The 14,494-nt window shown below is 68.9% G+C and carries 15 protein-coding genes and 2 pseudogenes; 5 read left to right on the forward strand and 12 right to left on the reverse strand.

The genetic code is table 11. From position 1 onward, the window contains the following. Positions 1 to 69: 69 nt before the first annotated feature. From OG884_RS20505 to OG884_RS37545, 3 genes and pseudogenes are all read right to left on the reverse strand, one after another. The gene (locus OG884_RS20505; RefSeq protein WP_326647114.1) at positions 70 to 306 is read right to left on the reverse strand and encodes a MarR family winged helix-turn-helix transcriptional regulator; all 237 of its coding nucleotides are present in this window, start codon (positions 304 to 306) and stop codon (positions 70 to 72) included. A gap of 40 nt (positions 307 to 346) precedes the next feature. Then, positions 347 to 1,057 (reverse strand): annotated as a pseudogene (locus OG884_RS20510) (RNA-guided endonuclease InsQ/TnpB family protein); the annotation flags it as partial. 52 nt (positions 1,058 to 1,109) lie between these two features. After that, a pseudogene (locus OG884_RS37545) lies at positions 1,110 to 1,208 on the reverse strand (transposase); the annotation flags it as partial. Between the two features lie 167 nt (positions 1,209 to 1,375). On the opposite strand from OG884_RS37545, the gene OG884_RS20520 reads away from it, so the two are divergent. Next, positions 1,376 to 1,912 carry an alpha/beta fold hydrolase gene (locus OG884_RS20520; protein ID WP_326635216.1) on the forward strand — a complete coding sequence of 179 codons (537 nt, stop codon included), beginning with the start codon at positions 1,376 to 1,378 and terminating at the stop codon, positions 1,910 to 1,912. A gap of 58 nt (positions 1,913 to 1,970) precedes the next feature. Here the strand turns inward: OG884_RS20520 and OG884_RS20525 are convergent, their stop codons facing one another. Further along, entirely contained in the window at positions 1,971 to 2,102 is a 132-nt protein-coding gene (locus OG884_RS20525) for a hypothetical protein (RefSeq protein ID WP_326635218.1), read from the reverse strand. 55 nt (positions 2,103 to 2,157) lie between these two features. Then, positions 2,158 to 2,412 carry a hypothetical protein gene (locus OG884_RS20530; RefSeq protein ID WP_326635220.1) on the reverse strand — a complete coding sequence of 85 codons (255 nt, stop codon included), beginning with the start codon at positions 2,410 to 2,412 and terminating at the stop codon, positions 2,158 to 2,160. Positions 2,413 to 3,041: 629 nt separating this feature from the next. On the opposite strand from OG884_RS20530, the gene OG884_RS20535 reads away from it, so the two are divergent. Then, positions 3,042 to 3,308 (forward strand): RNA-guided endonuclease TnpB family protein, encoded by a 267-nt coding sequence (locus OG884_RS20535; protein WP_442811731.1) that lies wholly within the window; start codon positions 3,042 to 3,044, stop codon positions 3,306 to 3,308. A gap of 330 nt (positions 3,309 to 3,638) precedes the next feature. On the opposite strand, the gene OG884_RS20540 is transcribed toward OG884_RS20535, so the two are convergent. The 5 genes from OG884_RS20540 to OG884_RS20560 form a co-directional block, all read right to left on the reverse strand. Next, positions 3,639 to 4,385, reverse strand: a complete 747-nt coding sequence (locus OG884_RS20540; RefSeq protein ID WP_326635222.1) for a DUF2071 domain-containing protein — start codon at positions 4,383 to 4,385, stop codon at positions 3,639 to 3,641. Between the two features lie 131 nt (positions 4,386 to 4,516). Continuing rightward, the gene (locus tag OG884_RS20545; protein ID WP_326635224.1) at positions 4,517 to 4,909 is read right to left on the reverse strand and encodes an isochorismatase family protein; all 393 of its coding nucleotides are present in this window, start codon (positions 4,907 to 4,909) and stop codon (positions 4,517 to 4,519) included. Between the two features lie 48 nt (positions 4,910 to 4,957). Next, a complete protein-coding gene (locus OG884_RS20550) occupies positions 4,958 to 6,430 on the reverse strand; it encodes an NADH-ubiquinone oxidoreductase-F iron-sulfur binding region domain-containing protein (protein WP_326635225.1) in 1,473 nt (490 codons plus the stop codon). A 19-nt stretch (positions 6,431 to 6,449) separates the two neighbouring features. After that, a complete protein-coding gene (locus OG884_RS20555; protein WP_326635226.1) occupies positions 6,450 to 6,953 on the reverse strand; it encodes an aromatic-ring-hydroxylating dioxygenase subunit beta in 504 nt (167 codons plus the stop codon). Then, positions 6,950 to 8,272 carry an aromatic ring-hydroxylating oxygenase subunit alpha gene (locus OG884_RS20560; protein WP_326635228.1) on the reverse strand — a complete coding sequence of 441 codons (1,323 nt, stop codon included), beginning with the start codon at positions 8,270 to 8,272 and terminating at the stop codon, positions 6,950 to 6,952. The genes OG884_RS20555 and OG884_RS20560 overlap by 4 nt, the downstream gene beginning before the upstream one ends. Positions 8,273 to 8,460: 188 nt before the next feature. Here OG884_RS20560 and OG884_RS20565 point away from each other — a divergent pair, with 188 nt between their 5' ends. From OG884_RS20565 to OG884_RS20575, 3 genes are all read left to right on the forward strand, one after another. After that, entirely contained in the window at positions 8,461 to 9,414 is a 954-nt protein-coding gene (locus tag OG884_RS20565) for an alpha/beta hydrolase (protein ID WP_326635231.1), read from the forward strand. Next, positions 9,415 to 11,058 (forward strand): AMP-binding protein, encoded by a 1,644-nt coding sequence (locus tag OG884_RS20570; protein ID WP_326635233.1) that lies wholly within the window; start codon positions 9,415 to 9,417, stop codon positions 11,056 to 11,058. Positions 11,059 to 11,160: 102 nt separating this feature from the next. Further along, positions 11,161 to 12,171: a dihydrodipicolinate synthase family protein gene (locus tag OG884_RS20575; protein ID WP_326635235.1), complete on the forward strand. Its 1,011-nt coding sequence runs from the start codon at positions 11,161 to 11,163 to the stop codon at positions 12,169 to 12,171. Between the two features lie 86 nt (positions 12,172 to 12,257). On the opposite strand, the gene OG884_RS20580 is transcribed toward OG884_RS20575, so the two are convergent. Beyond that, positions 12,258 to 13,100, reverse strand: a complete 843-nt coding sequence (locus OG884_RS20580) for a DUF7065 domain-containing protein (protein WP_326635237.1) — start codon at positions 13,098 to 13,100, stop codon at positions 12,258 to 12,260. A 141-nt stretch (positions 13,101 to 13,241) separates the two neighbouring features. Continuing rightward, positions 13,242 to 14,471: a CaiB/BaiF CoA transferase family protein gene (locus OG884_RS20585; protein WP_326635239.1), complete on the reverse strand. Its 1,230-nt coding sequence runs from the start codon at positions 14,469 to 14,471 to the stop codon at positions 13,242 to 13,244. Between the last annotated feature and the right edge of the window lie 23 nt (positions 14,472 to 14,494).

Consider the following 14,494-nt stretch of genomic DNA (forward strand, 5'->3'; position numbering starts at 1 on the left):
GTTTCGCGGAGTTCGACCGCACAGTTGACAGCGGCCAACTCGAATTCCAACGTTCGCACCGGCCCGGGCTTAATCCATGTCGACGTTGTCGAGGAGTTGGAGGAGGCGCGAGAGCACCTGGACGCAGGCGGCGACCTCGGTGTCGGTCAGGTCGCCGCCGACCTGGCGCAGCACCGCGCGCTCGCGGTCGATCACGGCGGTGATGGCGGCCTGGCCCTCCTCGGTTAACTGGATGAGGGAGGACCTCTTGTGCGCCGGGTTGGGGACGAACTCGACCAGGTGTCGCGCGGCAGCGTCGTTGATCATGCGGGGCGGCGACCCGGGCCACCGCCTTACGGCGCCGCATAGAGCCCCGCTTCTTACGCGCCAAGTCTTGCTGGGCGGCGGCGAGCCGGTCAGCGGACGCGGCCAGATGGCGCGGGTTGTCCAGGTGCTCACCGTCGGAGGTCGTCACCGGCGACGCCACGCCCAGGTCGATGCCGACGACCGCGCCGGTCGCGGGCAGCGGTTCGGCGGGCACGTCGTCACACGACAAGATCACGTACCAGCGGGAACCCTCCCGTTTCACGCCGACCGTTTTCACCATGCCGCGAACGGCACGGTGCCGGTGGACGCGGAGGTGTCCGATGCCCCGGAGACGTACGAACGTCGCGGACGGGTGTTCGGGCTGGGAGTCCCAGCGGCAGCCGTCGCCGTCTTTGGGCCACTCGACGGTGTCGAAGCGCCCCTTGCCCTTGAAGCGGGGAAAGCCCGGGGTGCGCCCGGCCTTGAGGCGGGCGAAGAATGCGGCGAACGCCTTGTCCAGGCGGCGCAGGGTGGCCTGCTGGGAGGAGAACGACCACCGACCCTGACCGTCGGCGTCATCGGCGCGGATGTGCTTGAGGTCGGCCGACTGGTCGCCGTACTTGATGCTCACCACCGCTTTGGCGTAGGCGGTGCGGCGGTGTTCCAACGCGGCGTTGTAGAGGGCGCGGTGATCGTCCAGGCACGCGGTGAGCGCGATGACCTGGTGGGCGGTGGGGCGCAGCGGGAACTTAAACGACCTACGCACGCGCACCCCCGCTTGTGGGGGTGCGCTCGTACTGAGTCTCGATGTAGCGCCGCACCGTGCGGGTCTTCACCCGGCCGCCCAGAACGGGGCGGCGGTACTTTGGGCACCACACCACGTGGTATCCGAGGTCGTACGCCGCGCCGGGGGAGGTGCGCACCTGACGAGTCACACGATCATTGCAATAGTTCCGCGCATCTACTGTGGCGACGAACGGAGAACGCTGATGCGTAAGCCAGACGGGTCACTGCACGCTCGGGCCTTGGCGGTCCTCCCGCTCCCGATTCCCCCGTCGTCTGAAGGCGACAGTCCCCTCGGGAGGAACTGATGGGGGCAAGCGTCGCGGTCGACACGGCGCTTGAGCACCCGGAACTGGTCAGCGCCGTGGTCGTCAGCGGCGCCGGGACCAGCGAGCCGTATTTCACCGACCCCTGGACCACCCGGGCCATGGCCGTGTGGCACTCGGCGATGGCCGCTGGTGATCTTGATGCCTCGGTCGAGGCGGTCACGCTCTTCGCCGCGGGCCCGCACCGCACCCTCGACGATCTCGACCCCGAGGTTGTGAGCCGCCTGCGCAGGATGGCCCGGGGCACCATGTCCAAGCACACCGGCGACGAACCCAACCGGCTCGTCCCGGTGCGCGACACCTGGGACCGCGCCGCCAAGATCGACGTTCCCGTGCTGGCCATCAACGGCGCCATCGACTCGCCCGACCACATCGGCATGGCCGAACGCCTCGAACGCCTCGTCCGCACCGTTGCCAACGGCCGCGCGATCTCGGTCGACGGGACCGCCCACTACCCCAACATGGAGCGCCCGGACATCTTCCACGAGATCCTCGAAGGCTTCCTGCGCACCGTGTGACCACACCGCCGACAGTTCCGATCAGCGCCTTCCGGCACGTATCCGGCGCGGAAACGAATCACCCCTCTTCGGGAAGCAGGCCGCCGGAGGCGAACACGATCCCGGGGACCGTCATGTGCTCGTGCCGGTCGATCCGGAACCGGAAGGGCGTCTCCTGGATGAGTCTCGTGGACGTGTCGTATCGCGTCATGTCTCCACCTGACGCATCGGGGTGGCCGCCGTGAGCCCGTCGCGGTGGAGGCGTGTCACCCCCCGCCCTTGACGAGGCCGGCGGCGAGTAACAGTTCGTGAGCGAGCCGCGCGGCCTGCTCGGGATGCGTCTGCCCGGACTCCTCCATGGGGCCTGCCTCCATGCCCCGCGCGAGGGCCAGATTGGCCTCGGCCAACACTTGGATCTGCTTCTCGATCCTGCTGACCCGGGCCTTGAGAAGGTTCAGTTCGACCTCAAGCGGATGCGTTTCCCCGGATGCCGGAACCGTACTGGGTTTGGCCTGAGACATCAGACCCACCTCCCAGGAAGTGTTCTCCTTTCCACCCTTGCCGGGGCCGATACTCGCGGCACAGGGACTTACGTCCTTCGTTGGCCGGTCCATAGGTCCCATCGACGGGACCGTTCCGGTGCCGCCGTGCTCAGCGATCGGCCGCTCCGCGCGGGGCCGGCTGGATGCCCTCTTGGGGGTTTTTGGTAGGTATTGCCAAATCGTGGCACCGGACCTCGGCCGATGAACGGGGAGTTGGGTCTGGTCGACTTCGAGCGGTACGCAGACGCTGAAAGAGGCACAGCCCGCGCCGCGTCCTCTCTGAGCCGGGAAAACAGGGGGCGGGTCAGGGCGGGTCGAGTCCCGGTGATGCCCCCTGAGTGACCGTGGTTCCCGCCTGTTCCGGCACGCGATCGATCGTCCCGAGTAGTAGTGTCACAGCCACAACGCCTGGGAGGTCGGTCGTGCGCTTGGAGACGCCCAGCGGTTACGTCGATGCCGTCGGTACGTGGCTCGCGGGACGATGCGTTCCATTGGCTTCGAAGAGCCACCAGAATGACCCGAAAGCCTGAAACCCGATCCATGGCCATCGCCCATGCCGTACCCATCCGAGATAAGCGAACCCGCGCTGTCGACTTTGGCGGAATGAGCTGGGGGAACAGGGGCGCAGAGCCGTCTCCGACGCCTCCTGGCGGGAACTGCGCAGCATGCTGGAGTACAAAGCGCGGTGGTACGGGCGGGAACTGCGGGTCGCGGACCGGTGGTTCCCCTCCTCGAAGCTCTGTTCCGCCTGCGGCGCCGTTCAGCGGTCCATGCCGTTGAACGTCCGGTCGTGGGAGTGCGCCTGCGGCGCCGTCCACGACCGCGACGTCAACGCTGCGAAGAACATCCTCGCCGCCGGGCTGGCGGAGAGGTAAAACGCCTGTGGAGGGCAGGTAGGACTCGACCCGCGAAAGCGGCGAGGGCGCGGCCCGACGAAGATCGAGGACTCCTCCACGGTGGAATCGCGCCGCCCTCGCGGCGCCGTGGCCACTCTGGAGGCCGCTTTCCTCCGCTCCGCATCCGCTGGGTATCCGTGCGCGCTCAGCCGTGTATCCGCCAGGTATCAACGCCTGGGAGCCGGGGTGCAAGCGGTGGGCAGCCTGATCACCGGGATAGCTATCCGCCGAGGGGATGGGGACAGGGGGAGGGCGCTCGGCGCAGCAACTATCCGCACGTGAAGGTGGAACCGCCGGTCCTCTCATACCTCAACTGGACGGGCGGAAGCGGCGGGGCGGGGTGTGGATGTCGAAATGCAGCCGGGGCTGGATCAGGACCGAGTGCGGCGGCATCTCCGAAGTGATCAAGCCAAGGCGCTCGAAAACCGGGAAACTCGCGGAGACGGCCGCGAAATGCCGCGGGCGCATCGGCGGGTGCCAGATGCTGTAGGTGCCCACCCGCTCGTTTCGGCGCCGGTACCAGCCCTTAGTGGGATGGGTGAGCAGTTCCATCCAGTGCGACTCGCCGGTGAAACCGTCCAGCCACGTGGGAGGCTCGGGGAGCTCGGCCGCCTCGCAGGCGGCGCCCCCGGCGTTCAGCCGCCAGCGCGCCGGGGTGCCGTTCCACTCGGCCTCGATGCGGATGCGGTCGCGACTCCAGGGCATGCCCCACAGGTGCCGCGGGATCGCGACCACGGGGTGATCCAGGCTGGTACCGAAGAACCACACACCTGGCTCGCCGTACGCGGTGACATAGGCGCGGTAGTTGATTTGTCCACATGTGATAGCCGCCGGTGGGCAGAACCGGAAATGAAAGTCCCGGTCCCGGAAGACGACGGCAGAGACAAGAGCGCCTTGGCCGTCATCGAAGGCCAATCTCATTGGGGTGAACCCGGTGGGCAGGTGCCGGGCGAGCGCATCGGTGGGCACCCGGTAGCTGACAATCGCGAAGTCGTCCAGCTCGGTCTGCGCATGGTGCCAGCGTGGGTGCGGCCGGGGCGTGCCACGGAAGGTCATGCCCGGAAAGGATACGGCGGTGGGTCCGTGGCCAACAGGTCTTCCCGCCTCCCTCGTTCCAGCCGGAGGGGCGACAGCCTGGAGATGGAGGGGCAAGGTGGTTTTCGCCGCCATTTCCACTTTCCAATGAGTCATCTTGGTACGGGACCTTGATCCCAAGGGGTGAAGGCAATCGGACCTTTCGGAGGATCGATGAGTTCGGGACCTACAGGGAGAAGTAGGCACCCGGCCCTCGTTGAGTTTTTTCTTTTGGGAGCCTCGACGGACCGATCGTTGAGGAGTGGTCCGTGGGGGAACAGCGGGCCGAAATCGGCGAAACCGCGATAGTACTGCTGGCGGGTGAAGACGACGGGGATACCGGCCGTCCGTGCGGCGGAGACGACCGCGGCATTGGCGTCGACGACGCGGGCGATGTCGTACAGCGGCGCGCCCAGCACGTCGTACATGGCGCCTTTGGGATGGCAGAAGCTGTTCTGCATGTCGACCACGAGCAGGACGTCGACTTCAGGGGCGATGGTGGCCACGGAACTCCTCAAATCGGGGAATCAGTCAGCGCGGAGGTGGCACGCCGGTCATCGGATTGGGCAGCCGTCGGTGGTGTGCGCCCGGGTCACCTCGGCGAAATTCCTGAGCAGCGACAGCGCCAGCCGCGCGGCCCCGTCGGGCAAGCGGCACACCCCACGGTCGAACAGCGTGCTCATGAACAGGTCAAGTTCGGCTACCGCCTCGGGCCCGCCGGTCCCGGTCTCCAGGCCGCGCAGCAACCCGGCCATGTCCGGCAGCCCGCGGGAGCAGGGCGGGCACTGGTCGGCCGTCTCGGCCGCGAAATAGCCGACGATCTCGGCCGCCACCCCCACCGGGCAGCGGTCCGCGCCGATCACCTGGACCGACTTGGTGCCCAGCGATGCTCCGGCGGCGGCGAGCGCGGCCGGGGTCAGCGCGATGTCGAGGGCATCCGGGGTGAGGAGACCGCCCGCGTAGCCGCCGACGAGCACCGCACGGGCGCCCTCGGCCAGCCCGGTCTCGGCGAGCAGATCACGTAGGGCGTAGCCGTAGGGGCGCTCGACGACGTGATAGGGCCCGCCGAACGGGCCAACGGAGAACAGGCCGGTGCCCGGTGCCTCCTCGGTGCCGGCGGCGCGGAACTCGTCGGCGCCCAGTGCCGCGGCCAGCGCGACCTGGGCCAGGGTCTCCACGTTCTGCACGAGGGTCGGGCGGCCGAACACGCCCGAGTCGCTGGGGAACGGCGGCCGCAGCCGGGGCACGGCGGGTCCACCGCTGAGGAGGCTGATCAGCGCGGTCTCCTCACCCGCGACGTAGCTGGTGGGCACCTTGTGGGTGCGGATCTCGTAGCCGTCGAGGAGACCGAGTTCGGTCGCCTCGGTGATCGCCGCCGTCAGCGCGTCGTGCTCGGCGATCGCGTCCTCATCGACGGCGGCGATGGCTTCGGTCGCGCCGACGGCCCGCATCGCGAGCCGTATCCCGTCGAGTACGAGCCCGGGCCGGTGGGTGAGAAGGTGCCGGTCCTTCATCGTGCCGGGTTCGCGTTCGGCCCCGTTGACCACGACGATCGATCGCTCGGCTCCGGCCACTCGCCGCCATTTGGCCGCGGTGGAGAACGCCGCGCCGCCGTGCCCGCGGATCCCGGCTCGTTCGACCAGGTCGAGCAGAGCATCGCGGTCGTGGTGGGCCCAGCCGCCGCGTCGCTGCCAGTCCGGCACCGACTCCGGTGCGTCGAGCAGCAGTCGCGACGGCGCCGCGACGGAGGTGGGAGGTGCGGCCACCGGTGCCGGTCGCGCTGGCGGCAGGGGTGCCTCGAAGATCGCGTTGCGCGGGCACATCGCGTCGGCTTCGAGGCCCCGCGCCCGGACGTCCGGGTCCTCGGCGGCCAGGCGCTCCGATCCTGGGACCACATAGGCGATCCCGTACCGGTCTAGGGCGAACAACTCGGGGGCGATGAGCACGCAGACGCCCTGGCCGTCACAGCGGGTCGCGTCGATCCTGAAACGTAGCGACTCGCGGCTTTCGGCCAGGCGGCGGTCCATAACGTTCGTCCGTTCGTCGCTAGAGGATGATGCTCAACGAGCCGTGCTCGTCGAGGGTCTCCTGATCGAGTTCGGCGCGGCGGAACGCGATCAGGAAGGAGTCCCCGTCCGGGAGCAGGCGGTAGCGGTACTGCCCGACGTAGCAATGGGTCTGGGCGCCGCGCGTACGATAGACCGCGAAATTTGCCCCGACCTGGAGCTCGCCGGAGGGCAGGACGGCGAGCACCCGCACGTTCCCGACGATGCGCCGGGTGCGCGACCACGGGAACTCGCGGTGCGCCTTGCGGCTGTTGAGCCGCTTGACCCGCGCGCCGATCATCGACCTGGTGTCCGAGATGAGCATCAGGGTGGTGTCCGGGCGGCCGTCGGGCCGGTCGGTGCTGGGCACCTCGTAGCGCGCGTCCGGGGTGAGCAGGGCCAGCCAGTCGTCGAGCCGCCACTCATCGAGCAGGGCGGCTTCAGCGTAGAGGAAGTCCTCGATCTGGGCGCGCAGGGCGGTGCCGGTCGGCACTGTGGCGGTCATGACCGCGCCGCCGGGGTGCTGACCTGCGGTGCCTCGACGTCGACGATCTGTTCTGGAAACCCGGCACCGTCCAGTTGCGACGCCCAGGCCCGCCAGAACGTGCGGATCTGCAACTCGTCATCGGGCTTGGGGACCCTCGTCATGCCGCGCGAGATGTCGCTCCACTCCACGTCGGGCTGCGCGGCGTAGCCCTGCTGGCAGGACTCCAGGGCCTCGACATCGTCCGGACTGGCGAACCCGCCGGGGCCCAGAAAGGTCAGGAAGCTGTCCAGGCGGCGCTGCAGCGCGGCGCTTCCTTCGGTCTCCTCGGCGGGAGCCAGAGCCCACGCCTCCACTGAGACCCGGTCCGGGGCCACGGGCTCGACGCGGCGGATGGTGATGGCGGCCACGTCATTGATGATCAGATTGGGGAAGATCAGCAGGTTGCGGAAGGTCTCGGCCATCCGCCGACCGCGTTCCGCCCCGTAGCGGTTGATCAGGTCGGCCCGTTTGGCCTCGATCTCCGGGCGGGCCTGCTCACCGAAGAACGGCTCCCAGTAGGCGATCGGCCTGGCCCAGGCCGCCTGGCTCTCGATGACGGCGTGCCCGTTGCCGAGGTCGAGTCCGCCGCCGGTGCCCAGGGCGGCCGGGTTCTGGCCACCGCCGCTGTCCTTGACGAAGTCGATGTAGGTCGCGTGCACCGTCGGGGCGTGGTAGCCGTCGATGCTGTTCTCCACCATCAGCTTCCAGTTCGAGCCGACGCTGTAGCGGTGGGTACCGCCCACCACGCGCATGCCCTCGTCCGCCTGGTCCAGCACGAGATCGAGGTACTCCAGCGTGGCGCCCAGGTAGGTACGCAGGTCCACGGCGTGCTCGTCGTAGTTGAGGAAGTACAGTCCCCGGTATTCCTCGACCCGGGCCGGGCCGCGCAGACCGTAGTCGGCCTTGTCGAACCCGGGGCCGTAGGCGTCCGCGCCCGGGGTGACCACGAGCCGCCCCCTCGTGTCGAAGCTCCATGCGTGGTAGAAGCACTGGAACACGCGCGTGTTCCCGGATTCCTCCCGGCACAGGGTCGCGCCGCGGTGGGTGCAGGTGTTGAAGTGCACCCGGACGGTGCCCGCGCTGTCCCGGAGGAAGATCACCGGCCGGCCGGCGACCCAGCGCCGGACGTAGTCACCGGGCTTGGCGACTTCCGACTCGTGTCCGACATAGAGCCAGCACCGCTGGAAGATGCGTGCCTGTTCGTCGGCGAAAACCTGCTCGGAAGTCATCGATGACCGGTGCACGCGGAAGACACCCTGCGACCGGTCGTCGATGACCAGCTCGTTTCGGTAGGCCATGCGAGGTCCTCCTGATTGTCGTTCAGGACAGCCGTAGTGTCCGGCAGCCGTCATTACGGCTCGCGTTAACCGTTTCCGGACGTGGGGCTTCTTTTCTCGTGAGCGAGCGTGACCTCGATAACGCGGCTGATAACGCGGACCGCTGACGCTAGCGGTGTTCAGCCCGCAAACGAGAGGAGCCGTTCGCCATGACCGTGCAAGAGGTCGCCTTCAACAGCGGGGGAGAGACGGTCCGCGGTGACCTCTATCTACCCGAGGGTGAGGGCCCGTTTCCCGTCGTCGTGATGGCCGGCGGCTGGTGCTACGTCAAGGAGCTCCGTCAGCCGCAGTACGCGAAGGAGTTCGTCGCGCGCGGATTCGCCGCGCTGGTCTTCGACTACCGCCGGCTGGGCGCCAGCGACGGTGAGCCGCGCCAGCATTTGCTGCCCTGGGACCAGATCGAGGACTACAAGAACGCCATCACCTACCTGGAGGGTCGCACCGACATCGACGCCGACCGGATCGGGGCCTGGGGCATCTCCTACAGCGGTGGGCACGTGCTGATCCTCGGCGCCGTGGACCCACGGGTGAAGGTCGTGGTCAGCACCGTGCCGGTGATCGACGGTTACGAGAACATGTGGCGCGTGCACGGCTCGGAGCGCTTCCGCAAGCTGCAGGACGCGATCGTCGAGGACCGCCGCCAGCGCTTCGAGAGCGGCCGGCACACCTACATCCCCATGTCGGGCACCCCCTCCGGCCCGCACGACGAGCTGGTGACCTGGCCCTTCGACGAGGTCAAGACGGTCTTCGAGGAGCTGAAGGCCACCCAGGCGCCCAGCCACGAGCACCGCAACACCATCGAGTCGGTGGAAAAGCTCATGGAGTACGACGTCACGCCGTACGCCAGGCGGCTGGTCAACAAGCCGGTAATGATGATCGTGGCGCACAGCGACGACATCACGCTGTGGGACCTGGAGACCGCGGTCTTCGACTCGCTTCCGACCGCGGACAAGAAGCTGGTCGTGCTGCCCGGCACCAGTCACATGACGCTGTACAGCAACCTGACCGCGCTGGATCTCGCGGCTCGGGCGGCGGGCTCGTGGTTCTCCACACATCTGGCGGAGCTGCCCACCATCGGCAGCCGCATCCAGGAGTTCTCGTAGGTGATCCGGCTCCGCATCCCCGCTGACCGGCGCGACCGCCACCGGCGCGCCGGTCACTGGCGGGATCGGTTCGTCGACGGCTTCGTCGCTGAGGCCGCCCGCGTCCGGCCCGACACGGTGGCGGTGGTGGACGGGGCGAGGACCCTGACCTATCGCGAGCTCGAGCACTCGGTGCAGGCGGTGGCGGCGGGCCTGGCGGAACTCGGCGTGCGGCGCGGCGAGGTCGTCTCCTGGCAGCTGCCGAACTGGTACGAGGCCGTCGTGCTGCACCATGCGGTGCTCCGGCTGGGTGCGGTCAGCAACCCGATCATCCCGATTTACCGCCAGCGCGAGGTCCGCTACATCCTGGCGCAGGCGGAAAGCCGGGTCGTCGTGGTGCCCGGGACCTTCCGGGGCTTCGACTACCCGGACATGGTCGCGCAGCTGCGCCCGCAACTGCCGGACCTGCGGCATGTCGTCGTCGCCCGGTCCACGGACGAGGCGGCGCTGCCGTTCGAGGACCTGCTCGGCGGTGACCCCGGCAGCCTCCCACCGGTCACCCGCGGCGCGGACGACGCGATCCTGCTCATGTTCACCTCCGGCACGACCGCGGACCCGAAGGGCGTGCTGCACACCCACAACACACTCGACTACGAGAATCGCAGCATCATCGAGGTCTATGACCTCGGCGCGGACGACGTGGTGTTCATGCCCTCACCGATCACCCACATCACCGGGCTGCTCTACGGCCTCCAGCTGCCGGCCATGCTCGGTACGCGGGTCGTGCTGCAGGACATCTGGGAGCCCACAGCGGCGCTGCGGCTGATCGAGACGGAGGGCTGCTCGTTCACCGTCGCGGCCACGCCGTTTCTGCACGGACTCGTCCACCATCCCGAGCTCGCGTCGTTCGACGTGACCTCGCTGCGCGTGTTCGCGTGCGGGGGTGCCGATGTGCCACCGGCACTGATCCGGCAAGCCGGCGACCTGCTCGGTTGCACCGCGACCCGGGTGTACGGCTCGACCGAGTTTCCGACCTTGTCCACCTCGCCGCCGCACGCACCCGAGGACAGGCGCGCCGAGACCGATGGGAGGGCCATCGCGCCCGCCGAGTTCCGCATCGTCGATGAGGCCGATAAGGATGTCCCGGTCGGCGAGGTCGGCGAGCTGCTCGTACGTGGACCCGAGCTTTTTCCGCACTACCTGCGCGATGCCGACAACGACGGTGCCTTTACCGCTGACGGCTGGTTCCGTACCGGAGACCTCGCGGCGGCCGACGCCGGGGGATACATCGCGATCCGCGGGCGCAAGAAGGACATCGTGCTGCGCGGCGGGGAGAACATCAGCGTCATCGAGGTCGAGAACCTGCTGTTCGAGCACCCGGCGGTGCGGGAGGTCGCGATTGTCGCGATGCCTGATCCGGTGATGGTCGAACGGGCCTGTGCGTTCGTCGTCCCCGTGCCGGGCGCGACGCCGACTCTCGACGAGCTGGTCGCGTTTCTGCTGGGCAAGCAACTGGCCAAGCAGAAGCTGCCGGAACGGCTCGAGATCGTCGCGGAGTTGCCGAAGACCCAGTCCGGCAAGGTCCAGAAGTTCCGGCTCCGCGAGCACGTCCAGGAAAGGCTCAAGGCGGCGGGGGAGCACCCGGCCCCGGGCGTGAACCGGTAACGCGCGTGGTAATCGCGTCGCGCGAGCCTGAAGTCATCGAGGCGGTCATCCGGGCCGCCGGGGTACCGCCGCGCCGACGCGCGGGGGAAAGGACGGTGGGCGATGGCCCGTTTCGGACGCCTGGAGGCTCGCGAATGGGCCCGCGCCGAGATGCGGGGGGTGTGCAATGTGATCATCCCCTCCTTCACCAGCGACCTGCGGGGACTGAACGAGGCGGCGATCCGGCACGACGTCCGCCGGGAGATCGAGCTCGGCTTCAAGGGCGCACTGGTCGTGGCCGAGACCGCGACGACCCCGGACGAGTACGTGCAGATGGTCGAATGGGCCGCCGACGAGGCGGGCGACGACCTGGTGCTGCTTTTCCAGGCGAGCTTCAACACACTCGCGGAGAACATCGAGATGGCGAAGCGGTGCCAGGAGGCCGGCACCGACATGGTTCTGCTGTCCTACCCGCCCAGCTTCTACCCGGCCTCGCTGCGCGAGATCTACGACTACACCGAGGCCTTCTGCGCGGAGACCGACATGGCGGTGCTGCTGTTCCCGGTGCCGCTGTGGGGTTTCGAGCGCCTGCACCCGGCGTCCATCCCGATCGAGATGCTCACCGAGATGGTCGACAACATTCCGAACGTGGCCGCCATCAAGGCCGAGGGCGGCATGCCCGCCATCGCCGGGTTCACCGAGGCATGGAACGCCCTCGGCGACCGGGTGGTCGTCACGATGCCGTTGGAGCAGCAGGCCATCCCGCTGGCCACCATCCTGCCATTGCAGCTCATCGCGACCTCGAACACCGAGTGCCTCGGCGGCGCGGTGCCGCGGATGTTGTCACTGTGCCAGCAGGGCCGTCACGCCGAGGCGATGGAGCTGTACTGGAAGGTCGACCCGGCCCGGCGGGCGAACGAGCGGATCGGGGTCGCGGGCACGAACAGCGTGCACCGCATGGCCTGGAAGTACCAGGCGTGGCTGACCGGCTTCAACGGCGGCCCCCTGCGGATGCCCACCCAGCGGCTCGTGGCGGCGCAGATGAACGGCTACCGCGCCGGCGCCGCCGCCGCCGGGATCCTGGACGCGCCGGAGGCGGACGCGGAATTCTTCATCGGTCGCAATCCCGCCTGATGTGAACACGCGACGGACCCGGACAGATCCAGGAGATCTTTCCGGGGCCGCCGCACGCTCGATGGGGCACATTCGGTGAAGATGGCTCAACCGCGATGGTCATGCACTTCGAGGATGCCGCCGCCGCGGCGGCGGCCGAGATCGAAGGTGGCGAAGCCGGGCCCGTCGCCGGTGCTCACGGCCACCACGCCCGGGATCCGGAAGTCCCGCCGGTCCGCGGTCGCGATCAGCAGGTCACATCCGCGCGGCGTCCCCCCGTCGTCGGTCTCGGTGCGGAATCGGACCTTCTCCACGCCGTGGAACTCCCCGCCCTCGAACAGGTAGCCCAGCGGGGCGCGGCCGGTGGGAGTCCGGTATTCGACGATCGAGAAGAACAGGTCCTCGCCGAACACGCCGCGCACTGACTGCACCGGATGCGTGTCTGTGGCCGGCACGCCCCAGATGTGCCGGTAGAAAGCGTACGTCGACAGTTCCAGTGCCCGGCCGCCGGCCTGGACCGTCCCGGTGACCCTCCCGAACGACTCGTAGTACTCGCCGCCGGGGTCGGCGCGTTGCCCGCTCATCGAGAACCGGAAAGGTTCGGTGAAGGCGGTGTACTGGACTTCGGAACCTGGGCGCCCGGCCGCCACGACATACGAGCGCAATGGCATGACCGTGCGCACCAGCAGGTCTCCGAACCGCAGGGTGCCCACGTGGCCGCCCCCCGGCGTGTCGCCGGGCCGGACGATGGTCTGAACGTCCTTGGCCACCTCGGCCCCGATGGCCGTCCACGTACGGACCTCCGCGGTTCTCCGTGCCCAGTCCGTCCGGAGGCGGTACGCGCCCGCGGCGCCGGACTCGGGGTCGTACCAATCCAGTGACCAGCTCTCCTGCCAGGCAGGACCTTTGCCCGCCGGCGGGATGTGTGGGCCGTCGTCGACGGCGGTCAAGCCCGGCACGGTGCCCCCTTTCTCTCGTGCTCCGCCTCGTCTCGGGATTTCCGGTCGAGGGTGCCTCTCGGTGACCGATCGGCGCACGTAGTCGTAATGACGCCGGTAACGACGTCGGCGAAATCGCGGAACCAGAAACGGTCAGCCCGGAAGCGGCGCGGCGCCACACGCGCCGCCGGCCCGCAGTTCAGCCAGTTCGGTGCCGGTGAAGCCCAGTGCGGCGACAACCTCCTCGGTGTGCGCACCGACCGCGGGGGCCGGGTACCCGGGGGCCGACGGGGCGCCGGCGAAGGTACAGGGTGAATCGACCGTGGCGTAGTGCCCTCCCGCGTACCGGACCTGCCGGACCGCGCCGCTGCCGAGGACGACCGGGTCGCGCACGGCATCGGCCAGATCCTGTACCGGGGCCACGGTAAGGCCGGCCGCGGAAAGACGCCGGCACCATTCGTCGCGCGGGCGCTGGCGGAAGATCTCGTCGAGCGTCTCGACCAGGGCGGCGCCGGACTCGGCGAGCAACCTGGGATCGCCTCCACGAAAGCGCGGGTCGTCGTCGAGCCAGCGCGCGTCCAGCGCCGTCAGCAGAACATCCCAGTCCCGTTCCGGGAGCATCGACTGCAGCCAGAGCCAGCGGCCGTCGCGGCATCGGAAGCAGTTGACGGTGGGGATCGGCGCGGTGAGGCGGTCGATGCTGCGCGGCACACCCGGGTCACGCAGCGCGTCCGCGACATCAGAGGCCATCAGCCACATCGCGGTGCGGAGCAGGGAAACCGAGACGTGGTCACCATGCCCGGTGCGCTGCCGCGCGAACAGGGCGGCGCAGACCGCCCCGGCGAGCGCCGAGCCGGTGGCCCGGTCGCCCATGCCGCCGGCGGGTTGGGGTGGCGTACCCGCGCTGTCACGGAACAGAGCGGCCATGCCGGAATACGACCAGAACGCGCCGTGGTCGTAGCTGCGCCGATCTTGGGCGTCGCCCTGCCCGTAGCCGGTGACCTGTGCGTAGATCAGTCGCGGGTCCGCGGCGCGAAGCGTCGCGCTGTCCAGGCCCAACCGTGTCAGCGCGACCGGACGCATGTTGGTGACGAAGACGTCCGCGGTCCCGATCAGCCGTCGCGCCACGGTTTGGCCTGCCAGGGTGGTCAGGTCGAGCGCGACACTGCGGCGTGTCCGGTTGTGCACGTCGAATCGCGGATTGACCCCGGCGGCGCCATTAGTGCCGGGGAGCGAACCTGGCCCTCGTGCCGGGTCACCGTGCGGCGGCTCAAGCTTGATCACCTCGGCGCCCCAGTCGGCGAGAATGGTCGCGCAGGACGGTGCGGAGGCGAAGCGGCCGGCCTCGATCACCCGGATGCCGGACAGTGGTCCTTGATTCACCCCAGCATCGTGGCTCTCCGGAC

It is taken from the genome of Streptosporangium sp. NBC_01755 (assembly GCF_035917995.1).
Classification (GTDB): Bacteria; Actinomycetota; Actinomycetes; order Streptosporangiales; family Streptosporangiaceae; genus Streptosporangium.

Coding starts and splice junctions, on each gene's coding strand:
- OG884_RS20555 (WP_326635226.1), bottom strand. CDS start 6,953: ATGACCGCCACAGTGCCGACCGGCACCGCCCTGCGCGCCCAGATCGAG.
- OG884_RS20505 (WP_326647114.1), bottom strand. CDS start 306: ATGATCAACGACGCTGCCGCGCGACACCTGGTCGAGTTCGTCCCCAAC.
- OG884_RS20575 (WP_326635235.1), top strand. CDS start 11,161: ATGGCCCGTTTCGGACGCCTGGAGGCTCGCGAATGGGCCCGCGCCGAG.
- OG884_RS20530 (WP_326635220.1), bottom strand. CDS start 2,412: ATGTCTCAGGCCAAACCCAGTACGGTTCCGGCATCCGGGGAAACGCAT.
- OG884_RS20540 (WP_326635222.1), bottom strand. CDS start 4,385: ATGACCTTCCGTGGCACGCCCCGGCCGCACCCACGCTGGCACCATGCG.
- OG884_RS20520 (WP_326635216.1), top strand. CDS start 1,376: ATGGGGGCAAGCGTCGCGGTCGACACGGCGCTTGAGCACCCGGAACTG.
- OG884_RS20565 (WP_326635231.1), top strand. CDS start 8,461: ATGACCGTGCAAGAGGTCGCCTTCAACAGCGGGGGAGAGACGGTCCGC.
- OG884_RS20525 (WP_326635218.1), bottom strand. CDS start 2,102: ATGACGCGATACGACACGTCCACGAGACTCATCCAGGAGACGCCCTTC.
- OG884_RS20560 (WP_326635228.1), bottom strand. CDS start 8,272: ATGGCCTACCGAAACGAGCTGGTCATCGACGACCGGTCGCAGGGTGTC.
- OG884_RS20550 (WP_326635225.1), bottom strand. CDS start 6,430: ATGGACCGCCGCCTGGCCGAAAGCCGCGAGTCGCTACGTTTCAGGATC.